The sequence below is a fragment of the Paenibacillus sp. AN1007 genome, from assembly GCF_040702995.1.
GTDB lineage: Bacteria > Bacillota > Bacilli > Paenibacillales > Paenibacillaceae > Paenibacillus.
This window is the reverse complement of sequence record NZ_CP159992.1, coordinates 4,401,547-4,412,539: the sequence shown is the minus strand read 5'-3', so window position 1 is coordinate 4,412,539 and position 10,993 is coordinate 4,401,547. Positions and strand designations below refer to the sequence as shown.

The 10,993-nt window shown below is 46.3% G+C and carries 10 protein-coding genes; 8 read left to right on the top strand and 2 right to left on the bottom strand.

The annotated features are described in order from the left end of the window. Window positions 1–61: 61 nt before the first annotated feature. The 4 genes from ABXS70_RS19925 (at window position 62) to ABXS70_RS19910 (ending at window position 2,290) form a co-directional block, all read left to right on the top strand. Entirely contained in the window at window positions 62–346 is a 285-nt protein-coding gene (locus ABXS70_RS19925) for a hypothetical protein (RefSeq protein ID WP_366290249.1), read from the top strand. Further along, on the top strand, window positions 346–504 hold the full coding sequence (locus ABXS70_RS19920) for a hypothetical protein (protein WP_366290246.1): 159 nt from the start codon (window positions 346–348) through the stop codon (window positions 502–504). Before ABXS70_RS19925 ends, ABXS70_RS19920 begins: the two co-directional genes overlap by 1 nt. A gap of 86 nt (window positions 505–590) precedes the next feature. Next, window positions 591–1,088, top strand: a complete 498-nt coding sequence (locus ABXS70_RS19915) for a phage holin family protein (RefSeq protein ID WP_366290243.1) — start codon at window positions 591–593, stop codon at window positions 1,086–1,088. Between the two features lie 257 nt (window positions 1,089–1,345). Further along, a complete protein-coding gene (locus ABXS70_RS19910) occupies window positions 1,346–2,290 on the top strand; it encodes a glycoside hydrolase family 25 protein (RefSeq protein ID WP_366290240.1) in 945 nt (314 codons plus the stop codon). A gap of 183 nt (window positions 2,291–2,473) precedes the next feature. Here the strand turns inward: ABXS70_RS19910 and ABXS70_RS19905 are convergent, their stop codons facing one another. Then, entirely contained in the window at window positions 2,474–2,953 is a 480-nt protein-coding gene (locus ABXS70_RS19905; RefSeq protein WP_366290237.1) for a YbaK/EbsC family protein, read from the bottom strand. Window positions 2,954–2,983: 30 nt separating this feature from the next. Then, complete coding sequence (locus ABXS70_RS19900) at window positions 2,984–3,541, bottom strand: XRE family transcriptional regulator (protein ID WP_366290234.1); 558 nt, start codon at window positions 3,539–3,541, stop codon at window positions 2,984–2,986. 1,046 nt (window positions 3,542–4,587) lie between these two features. Between ABXS70_RS19900 and ABXS70_RS19895 the strand changes: the two genes are divergently transcribed. The 4 genes from ABXS70_RS19895 to htpG all read left to right on the top strand — a co-directional run bounded on the left by ABXS70_RS19895 (window position 4,588) and on the right by htpG (window position 10,724). After that, the gene (locus ABXS70_RS19895; protein ID WP_366296701.1) at window positions 4,588–6,237 is read left to right on the top strand and encodes an ABC transporter substrate-binding protein; all 1,650 of its coding nucleotides are present in this window, start codon (window positions 4,588–4,590) and stop codon (window positions 6,235–6,237) included. Window positions 6,238–6,414: 177 nt separating this feature from the next. Then, window positions 6,415–7,419 (top strand): ABC transporter permease, encoded by a 1,005-nt coding sequence (locus tag ABXS70_RS19890; RefSeq protein ID WP_366296699.1) that lies wholly within the window; start codon window positions 6,415–6,417, stop codon window positions 7,417–7,419. Window positions 7,420–7,547: 128 nt separating this feature from the next. Then, window positions 7,548–8,447: a nickel transporter permease gene (nikC, locus tag ABXS70_RS19885; RefSeq protein WP_366290231.1), complete on the top strand. Its 900-nt coding sequence runs from the start codon at window positions 7,548–7,550 to the stop codon at window positions 8,445–8,447. A gap of 393 nt (window positions 8,448–8,840) precedes the next feature. Next, entirely contained in the window at window positions 8,841–10,724 is a 1,884-nt protein-coding gene (gene htpG, locus ABXS70_RS19880; protein WP_366290228.1) for a molecular chaperone HtpG, read from the top strand. Window positions 10,725–10,993: the final 269 nt, after the last annotated feature.

The window sequence follows — 10,993 nt, the reverse complement described above, 5'->3', positions numbered from 1 at the left end:
TAACGTTTCTTTTGGCAAGTGTTCGCAATATATAGAGATAGGGGAAGGAGGTGACAGTACAATGCAAACAGGTATGAGAATCATATATGACCAAGATGGTGAGATTGTACTTTCTTACATGCCCGGTGATGGTTCGCCGCGAAACGAAATTAAGAAACTGGATTACGTTGATTTGAAATATGATGAGATCGATCTTAACATCTATTATGTAGAGAAGATTGATCCAGAAACCAAAAAGCCAGTTATAAAAAGGATTCGTCCTGAATTGACTCCTGAAGAGAAAATGAAGGAACTAGAAGACCAGTTACTGCTATTAACCAACGAAACTACGGGAGGGATTTTGTGATGGTAAACGAAGTTGTAGTAAGGATTGCTGCTGAGCGAATTTTAAATAAGGGCATGAACCCGAAAACTGGTCAGGTGTACTTACTTGATGATATTACTAATCCTGATTATCGACAGGCAGTAGAGGATTACATTTTAGAGAAAACTGAAGGAATCTAATCGGCGTACCTAAATGGTGCGCTTTTATTATGCCCTCTGGAGTGGTCAGAGGGCTTTTCATATTATATTCGGATGGAGGAAGCGGTTTGGAGACAGTAGGTAAATGGATCATGGCAGTTGGTAGCTCGGCGGCATCCTACTTCTTCGGAGGATGGTCAGGGGTGCTCGGCGTATTGCTCGTGTTCGTCATCCTTGACTACTTAACCGGCATCGCCGCAGCGGGGATGACGGGTAAGCTTGAAAGTAATGTCGGGATGTTCGGGATCGCACGGAAGGTATTTATATTTGCAATGGTATCGGTGGCTCATCTGGTGGACGGTGTTCTGGGAGACGGACATTTGTTCAGAGATGCGGTCGCCTTTTTTTATATCGCCAATGAGCTGTTGTCGATCATCGAAAATGGGGGCAAGCTGGGTGCACCGATTCCGCCAGCCATTCGGCAGGCGATCGAGGTGCTGAAGGGGAAGGGAGGAGCCGGGGAATCCCCCGGTAACCTTTCTTCGTATACCAAAGATTCTTTTTCACAAACCGAACCGGATGAAACAGAACTGCCAGCAGCCCAAGATGATGTAAAGAAACAATAGATGCTGCAAGTTATTATTTTACAGATAGGTGGAGCTGGACTTCGACAACATGAGCTTAAAGTAACCTAGGGAGACTTGCGTCTCTCCAGGTTATTTTGTTCTTGAATTGTCTGCAAACCGTCATTATTCGACTCCTGTGGACATAATACGTTCATTCATTTTCTTTGCTTCATTAAGGGACACGCACACAAGCAGTTCCTAACCCGTCCGCATTAACTATATACAAACGGCAGCAGCCGCATAAAGGGTGTGAGAATTTGCAAAATAGAACCCCGGGCAACACGCAGGGCATTGACGTCTCCCGGTACCAGGGCAGTATTGACTGGGCCAAGGTGAAGGCAAGCGGCATGACGTTTGTGTTTATCAAGGCAACCGAAGGGCGGACGTATATCGATCCGAATTTTCAGGGAAATGTAACGGGTGCGCTGGCGGCGGGCATGATGGTAGGAACCTATCATTTCTTCCGCGGAACGTCTGTCGAGATCGCGAAGGCTGAAGCGGCGCATTATGCCAATACGCTGAACAAAGTCGGGGGAGCCAAAGCCTTACAGCTGCCGCCCGTTCTGGACTATGAGAACAACCCCGGTAATCTGAGCAAAGCACAGATAAACACGGTGGCCAAAGCCTTTTTAACGGAATTACAGCGTCTGACAGGTGTGAAACCGATCATATACACAGGCAACGCATTTGCCAGAAACTTTGATGCTTCCCTGGGTTCTTACGATCTGTGGATCGCTCGGTACAGCAGTACACGTGTGCCTGATGAACAGACAGCATGGAAGCGCTGGACGTTCTGGCAGTACACGGACTCGGGCAGGGTGAACGGAATCAGCGGCAATGTGGATATGAACGAATTCGAGGGAACAGCGCAGCAGCTCAGAGCGAGATACACGGCAGCAGCCCCAAACCCGACAAATCCAACCAATCCGACAAACCCGAATCCAAATCCGCCAGCTGAACCACCGAAAGGGGGCGAACCGATGACAGTTGAAGAAAAAGCCGCGTTTGAAGCGCTCAAAGCACAGGTTGACCGTTTGCAGGCACGTCAGCAGATGGAAGTTCCGGTATGGGCGAAAGCTGCCGTGGAGGCCGCGCTGGCCTATGATGCCAAAAATCCGCTGTTCAGCATCGATAACGGAGCGAGTTACGATTTCTATCGTTTCATTACCGTAATGCACCGCAGAGGTTTATTTAAAAAGTAAATGATATGTGAGACTTAACCCATAAGTTTGCCGTTTGGCAAACTTATGCTTCCAATTCACCCATCTACAAACACAAATGAAATCTTGAAAGTCAAAGAAGCTAATCACTATTACGATTGATTTCACTTGAATGTATTGAGCTATCGTGTCCCGTTAATGAAATGACAGAAAGTTAACACAAGTTTATTTTACACAGATTACTTGTCCTTTTGTCATTTGCACTAATTCTTCGGGTGTTAATTGAAACACTGCTTTTGGGTGTCCGGCAGCAGCCCATATCTCTCTAAATTGTAACAAGTCTTCATCAATAAGAGTGATGAGGGACTCTATATGTCCTAAAGGTGGTACGCCTCCAATAACAAACCCTGTGTGTTCACGTACAAAATCAGCGTCAGCTTTTCCTAAACTGTCATTCACGTGGGTGTTAATTTGTTGTTCATTAATTCGATTTACTCCACTGGCTATAACCAATAAGGGTTTATCGTTACTTTTGAGTCGAAAGATAATTGACTTAGCTATATGTGAAACCTCGCAGCCTATCGTATCGGCAGCTTCCTGTGCAGTTCGTGTGCTGTCAGGTAGTTCTATAACTTTATTTGCATATCCCAACTCTATTAGTTTGTTTTGAAACTGTTGTGCACTATCTTTAAGTTGACTTGTCAACGTGTATCCCTCCTTAATGATCACAAGCAATTAAGATTCCGCATAATACATAACAACCTGGATTGTCACATCTTCGTCCGATTTATTGATATAACGGTGTTCGACATTGCCTGCGAATCGTATAGCCTGTCCTTCTTGTAAGGCATATATTTCATCCTTAATCTGTAGATTAAACACTCCAGAGATAACTGTAATGTACTCTTGAACCCCATCATTGTGTGGGAGTGAAACATAGTTACAAGTAGGACTAAGAATAATCGTGAACATTTCAATACGGGTTTGGGGGTCAAACGGAAACAGTAAGTATACTCTACAATTTCCATTGTCTTCTGTTAAATCCGGAATTTCTTTTCGAGCTGCAATGGATACTACTGCCTCATCCTCTTTAAGTAGAGACGAAAACGAAATATTGAGTCCCGTAGCAATTTTCCACACGGTTGTTACGGTGGGCTGCGTTTCTCCTCGCTCAATTTGATGAAGCATACCTTTACTAACCTTTGTTAAATTAGCAAGCTTATCTAAGCTTAACTGCCTATGTTTTCTAATACGATGCAGGTTGTTCCCTATCCTGATGTGTATAGCATCCAAGTAGGCACACCCCCTTTTTGTTCATTATATTATACAATTTTATCATTATATAGAACGGTTTTCAAATGTAGTATTGTGCTTAACTGTCTGTTCGTTTAAACATTTGCTGACATACTTACGGGTAAACATTTGATCTGTTTATGGTTAAGTCATAATGAATCATCTGTAGAAATAGAACAGATCTGAATCTGGAGAAAAACAGGAAGGAACACGGCGGTTATTGTCGATCTGTGTTCCTTTTTTATACATAATGTCAGTAAAAATAACGTGTATTAGGTCGCTTAAAACATATGTCTGTAAATCTCTTGTCTATTTGGTAAATGTGATGTAAAGTAAGTTACACGAAAATATTTTCTACCACGATTTAATTACAGAATCCTCCTCATCATGACAAAACTATAACATTGTAAGTTATTGTAGCGTCGTTCTGTTCTATTCTTATCTATCCGTAATTCTATCAGCATGACACCTCACGAAAAACAAACTCACTCTTACTGCCCAGTTCAAGCAAAATGCACTGAGAATAATTGACCTTAGTTTAATTAGGTCCGAGCCTTTCTTTGTGATCCACTGAAATAGGAATGCTTAATAGAGGACCTAAGCTGAGTCTGATTAAGAGAATTAAAAGAAGCTTACTGCGTACTGCTGCATAAGGTTCGCTGCTTACTTCTTACAGCTCGCTGATCGCTGTCCACTTTGCTGTTGTCTTTTCTAATGGCTGGTCCCGCAGGTTATACAGCTGTTATTTCATTTTATCTATTTAGACCTTTGATATTTGTTTTTAATTGTACGTTCTACTGCATTCTCCCGCTTGGTTATGGTGGTTGAACCACCTCTCTGCGCTCAACACTCTAACACAGGTATCAGAGGCAGTTAAAGCCTTTAATAGATGATACAAGTTTTCCAATGCTTACGACCGACGAAAAATCATCGGATGACTGACCAGCATCACCATTAACATCATTGTACAGACTGCCAGAGCTGCCGTTTTTTCATGCAGGCATTACACACATTATGAGTCAGGGAAGGGTGTTGTACGTATGCGAATGAGAAAAAAATGGATGTCCGGTTTATTAACTTTGGCACTGAGTACGGTACTTGTGCTGTCCGGCTGCACCAGCAGCAATGAGGGCGGCGAGGGCAAGCCAGCACCTGCGGAAGGTAGTGATCCCAAGGCGGAAACAGCTGCCCAGGATACGATGATTATGGGACGCGGCGGAGACTCGGTAGCGCTTGATCCAGCCATTGTGACCGATGGGGAATCCCTGAAGATTGGGCATCAGGTATTTGATTCCCTTCTGGATTACAAGGAGGGCGAAACCGAGGTTGTGCCGGGGCTGGCCGAGAGTTGGGAAATTTCCGCGGACGGGCTCAAGTATGTGTTTAAGCTGAAATCCGGGGTGAAGTTCCATGACGGTACCGACTTCAATGCGGATGCGGTCGTTTTCAATTTTAATCGCTGGAGTGATCCGGCAAGTGAATATAAATTCGAAGGAGATTCCTTCGATTACTATGATTCGATGTTTGGGCCGGAGGACGGACGCGTGATCAAGGAAGTGAAGGCGCTCGATGAAACAACGGTTGAGTTTACTTTAAACCAGCCGCAGGCACCTTTCCTGCAAAACATTGCGATGACCCCGTTTGGCATAGGCAGTCCAAAGGCGATTCAGGAGAAAAAAGAAAACTTTAAGAGCGAGCCCGTAGGCACCGGTCCATTTGTATTCAAAGAGTGGAAGCGGAACGACTCCATTACCCTGGAGAAAAACGCGGACTACTGGAAGGAAGGACTGCCGAAGCTGAACAAGGTGATCGTGCGCTCCATCCCGGATAACACGGCCCGTTTCAATGCGCTGCAGAATGGCGAGATTGATGTCATGGAAGACCTGAACCCGGATGATCTGAGCATTCTGGAGAGCAGCAGCGAGCTGCAGAAGATTGAACGTCCACCGTTCAACGTGGCGTATATCGGCTTTAATTTTAAGAAAAAACCGTTTGATAATGTCAAAGTCAGACAAGCCCTCAACCATGCCGTTAACAAACAAGCACTCATCGATGCCTTTTTTGCCGGCCAGGCCAAGCCTGCCGTGAACCCGATGCCGCCTACGTTATGGGGCTACAATGATTCGATTGAAGATTACACCTATGATCTGGAAAAAGCAAAAGCGTTACTCGCCGAAGCCGGCTTCCCTGACGGGCTGCCTGATCCGGTGACATTTTATGCCATGCCGGTATCTCGTCCGTACATGCCAGATGGCAAGAAGATAGCGGAAGCGATTCAGGCAGATTTCGAGAAAATTGGCGTGAAAACAAACATCGAATCCCCCGAGTGGGCGACTTATCTGGACGATGCCAAAGCCGGGGAGAAGGACGATATCTACATGCTTGGCTGGACAGGGGACAACGGAGACCCGGATAACTTCCTGTATACCCTTTTGGACAAAGATGCCATTCCGGGCAACAACCGCAGCTTCTATGTGAATGAGGATCTGCATGTGCTGCTGACAGATGCGCAGAAAGAGACGGATCAGGACAAACGTGCCGAGCTGTACAAACAGGCCCAAGTGATCATCAAGGAAGATGCACCCTGGATTCCGCTTGTGCATACAACGCCGATCTTGGCTGGTAAAGCGAACTTGAAAGGGTTTGTACCTTCTCCGCTCGGAAGCGAATCGTACGCAGGTGCTTACTTTGAATAATGGTTTTGCGGTTCTGAGTAAGAATTGAACCGGAACGCGCTGGCGGACATGTAATGCTTGGCGGAAGCTGCATCTGGAGATAACGATCCAAAGCATACGTATTCGCTGGTGCGTTTTCTCTTATCTGAAGATCTGAAGACATGCATGATACGTACGTTTAGGGCAGGTGATCTGGAATTGAACAGTTATATTGTCAAACGCGTGCTGGTACTGTTACCCGTTTTGCTGGGGATGACATTAATCGTTTTTTCGATCATTCATGCGATACCAGGTGATCCGGCAGAGACGATTCTGGGGCAAAAAGCAACCGAGCAGTCCAAACAGGCCCTTCGGGACCAACTCGGACTGGACAAACCCTGGTTACAGCAGTATTTCGCCTATCTGGGCGATCTGCTCAAAGGGGATCTGGGCACTTCCATTCGCACCAAAGTGCCTATTGCCCAGGAAATTGCACCTTATCTGACAGCAACGCTTGAACTTACCATGGCAAGTATGCTGTTTGCTGTCGTTATTGGCGTCAATGCAGGGATTGTCAGCGCATGGAAGCACAACTCCTGGTTTGATTACTGCTGTATGGTGATTGCTCTTGTGGGGGTATCCATGCCGATCTTCTGGCTCGGTCTGATGGAACAGTGGCTGTTCGCGAACAAGCTGCAGTGGCTCCCTTCGATTGGACGAATGAATGCGCGTGATCCGGTTGACGCAATCACTGGTTTATACGTACTGGATACGATGCTTGCAGGCCGCTGGGATCAGCTGTGGACGGTGACAAAACATCTGATTCTGCCAAGTGTGGCGCTCGGTACCATCCCGATGGCGGTTATTGCGCGGATGACCCGTTCCAGCATGCTGGAAGTGATGAGTTCCGATTATATTCGTACCGCCAAGGCGAAAGGATTAGGGCCGTTTTTTGTTGTATATGGACATGCTTTGAAAAATGCATTTATCCCTGTGTTGACTGTCATCGGCATCCAAACTGGATCTCTGCTGGGTGGCGCGGTGCTGACGGAAACGATTTTTGCCTGGCCGGGTGTAGGGCGTTATATATATGAAGCGATTAGTTCACGGGATTATCCTGTGATTCAGAGTGGAATCCTGATCGTGGCTTTCTTTTTTGTATTGATCAATCTGATTGTGGATCTGCTTTATGCTGTTTTTGATCCGAGGATCAGTTACAAGTAAAGAGACAGAGCTGCGGGGAAACACGGAAAGACAGGAAAGCAGCTTGAATCTGTGCATCTGTGTACTTCTTAGATCAAGTGAACTCTTCATCTTTCAACCTTATTCAAGTTCAGCAAAGGAGAACCTGTATGGCCAAATTGTCGACCAATACCGGACAAAGCGTTGACGCGGTGCGAATGAATAGATCTGGCCCCTGGCGTGAGGCATGGAGAACGTTTCGGCGAAATCGGCTTGCGCTGGCAGGCTTGATCATTATCGTTTTTTTCATCGTGCTGGCTTTCCTGGCACCATACATCGCGCCATATGACTACAAAGAACAGGTGCTGCAGGATCGGCTTCAAGCTCCTTCGGCGGAGCACTGGTTTGGAACGGATGACCTGGGTCGGGATGTGTTTTCCCGTGTACTGCATGGGGCACGAATATCTTTGTGGGTTGGTTTTTTCTCGGTTATCGGTTCCATTATTGCAGGAGCGCTATTGGGATTAATCGCCGGATTTTATGGAAAATGGGCTGACATGATGATCTCGCGTTTGTTCGATATTCTGCTGGCCTTTCCGGGTATTTTGCTGGCCATTGCCATCGTTGCCATACTAGGCCCATCTTTGCAAAATGCGCTGCTTGCTATTGCGATTGTGAATGTTCCTACATATGGGCGGCTGGTGCGGTCCCGGGTGCTCAGCTTACGACAGGAGGAATTTATTACATCGGCACGAACGCTGGGAGCGGGAAACGGACGCATCTTGTTTCGGCACATTTTACCAAACAGCCTAACGCCTCTCATTGTGCAGGGTACACTCGGAATCGGCACAGCGATTATCGAGGCAGCCGCACTTGGATTTCTAGGCATGGGAGCGCAGCCTCCCGACCCGGAATGGGGCAAAATGCTGTCAGACTCCCGCCAGTTTATTCAAAAGGCTCCATGGACACTAATTTTCCCGGGCCTTTCGATCATGCTGACTGTGCTTGGCTTTAATCTGATGGGCGATGGCCTGCGTGACACACTCGACCCCAAGATGGCAAAAAAGTAGGGAGCAGAAATGTTAAAATACAGGCGGGGCTGAAATATAATAGCGTTCTTGTGAATTGCGCCTGTAAGCTGTTCGTTACCATTCAACCGCACTCCACACCGTCCCAAATTTTGAGACGGTTTTTGTGTTGATCGAGCAAGTGCGTTAAACTGTGAAGAGAGGTCATACAGCTAGAGATGGAGCATCAGCCTGCGAGCGGAAATCCATCATTTTGTGAAAATAACCATCTTTATATTGACACCCAATTTTCCCATATGTTATATAAAAAGAAGGGTTTAGCACTCTGGCTATTTGAGTGCTAACAAATAAGCGAAGTTACCATTACATATGGAATGATTTTGTGTTTGTGGACAGGATCATTTGATACCCAAATTTGAAAGGAGCATTTCATTCATGGCGATTAAAAAAGAATTTCAGGCGGAATCCAAACGTTTGCTGGATATGATGATTAACTCCATTTACACCCAAAAGGAAATTTTCCTCAGAGAATTGATCTCCAATTCCAGTGACGCTATCGACAAAATATATTACAAAGCTCTAACCGACGACACGCTCGTTTTTAATAAAGAGGACTATTTCATCAAACTTACGATCGACAAGCAGAACCGCACGCTCACGATCACCGATACCGGGATTGGTATGACGCAGGAAGAGCTGGAGAACAACCTGGGTGTGATTGCGAAAAGTGGTTCCCTGGCGTTCAAAAAAGAAAACGAAGCCAAAGATGGCCATAACATCATCGGTCAATTCGGGGTTGGTTTCTACTCCGCATTTATGGTAGCGGACAAGCTGACGGTAACGAGTAAAACGCTTGGCAGCGACGAGGCCTGGAGATGGGAATCCGAAGGCGCGGATGGATACACGATCACACCCGCTGAGAAAGACAGCGTAGGGACAGAGATCGTTTTGACGATCAAACAAAATACCGAAGAAGACTCCTATGACGAGTTTTTGGAAGAGTATCGCCTGAGATCGATCATCAAGAAATACTCTGACTTCATTCGTTATCCGATCAAAATGGATGTGACCAGCCAGCGTCCGAAGGAAGGTACGGAGAACGAGTTTGAGGAATACAAGGAAGAACAAACCGTGAACAGCATGGTGCCAATCTGGCGTAAAAATAAAAGCGAGCTCACCGAAGAAGACTATACCAATTTCTATATGGAGAAACGGTACGGTTTCGACAAACCGCTGAAGCATCTTCATATCAGCGCGGATGGCGCTGTGGTATACAATGCGATTTTGTTTATCCCGGAGAACACGCCGTTTGACTACTACACCAAGGAGTATGAAAAAGGTCTGGAGCTGTACTCCAACGGGGTATTGATTATGGACAAGTGCGGCGACCTGCTGCCGGATTACTTCGGTTTTGTTAAAGGGATGGTGGATTCGGAGGATCTGTCTTTGAATATCTCTCGTGAGATGCTGCAGCATGACCGTCAGCTCAGCCTGATCGCGAAGAACATCAAAAACAAAATCAAGAGCCAGCTGCAGAGCCTGCTCAAAGACGAACGGGAGAACTACGAGAAGTTCTATCAAGCTTTTGGTCGTCAGCTGAAGTACGGCGTGTACAGTGATTATGGCGTAAATAAGGATACACTGCAGGATCTGCTGCTGTTCACGTCCTCGAAAGAGAATAAGCTGGTCAGCCTGGACGAATACGTCTCCAGAATGCCGGAAGATCAGAAATATATCTATTATGCCGCAGGTGAATCCATCAGCCGGATCGAGAAGCTTCCGCAGATCGAAGGAGTACTCGAAAAAGGCTATGAGGTGCTTTACTTCACCGACGATATCGATGAGTTCGCAATCAAGATGATTATGAACTATAAGGAAAAAGAATTTAAATCGATCTCCAGCGGTGACCTGGGCATTGAAGACAGCGCGGAGAAAGAAGAGACCGATGCGCAGGACAATGACAACAAGGAATTGTTTGAAGCGATGCAGGCACAGCTGGAAGGCAAAGTTAAAGCGGTGAAAGCCTCCAAGCGCCTCCGCAGCCATCCGGTATGTTTGTCCACCGAGGGCGAACTGACGATCGAGATGGAAAAAGTGTTAAAAGCGATGCCGAACAGCGGCGATGTACAAGCTGACAAAGTGCTGGAGATTAACGTGAACCACGATGTGTTCAAATCGCTGAAGGAAGCTTTTGCACAGGATAAGGAAAAGTTGAGCTTGTACACCAGCCTGCTGTATCATCAGGCACTGCTGATTGAAGGATTACCGATTCAGGACCCTGTTGAGTTTACAAACGATATCTGTAAGGTGATGGTGTAGGTCTGGAAGGAAAGGGTATGAAAATGTGAGTGCTGCATGGTCATACGGACCGATACGTTGGTATTTAAAACTATACTTTGAGACTGAGCCCGACAGGACATGATGTGCCTGCCGGGTTCTTTTTCATGGAATGTTCTGAAATCTGGTCGCAAGTGTGGCGCAGTACGAGCATTCGTAGGAGCTCCATTTCTCAGCGTTCTGGCTTCATTCCATTCGTATCTGTGTACAGCCGTCTCCTCTGCAGCACAGCGCAGCACTTTAATCCGATG

What these genes read in the sequence shown, in the direction of transcription:
- ABXS70_RS19925 (WP_366290249.1), top strand. Translation starts at nt 62, where the DNA reads ATGCAAACAGGTATGAGAATCATATATGACCAAGATGGTGAGATTGTA.
- ABXS70_RS19920 (WP_366290246.1), top strand. Translation starts at nt 346, where the DNA reads ATGGTAAACGAAGTTGTAGTAAGGATTGCTGCTGAGCGAATTTTAAAT.
- ABXS70_RS19895 (WP_366296701.1), top strand. Translation starts at nt 4,588, where the DNA reads ATGAGAAAAAAATGGATGTCCGGTTTATTAACTTTGGCACTGAGTACG.
- nikC (WP_366290231.1), top strand. Translation starts at nt 7,548, where the DNA reads ATGGCCAAATTGTCGACCAATACCGGACAAAGCGTTGACGCGGTGCGA.
- htpG (WP_366290228.1), top strand. Translation starts at nt 8,841, where the DNA reads ATGGCGATTAAAAAAGAATTTCAGGCGGAATCCAAACGTTTGCTGGAT.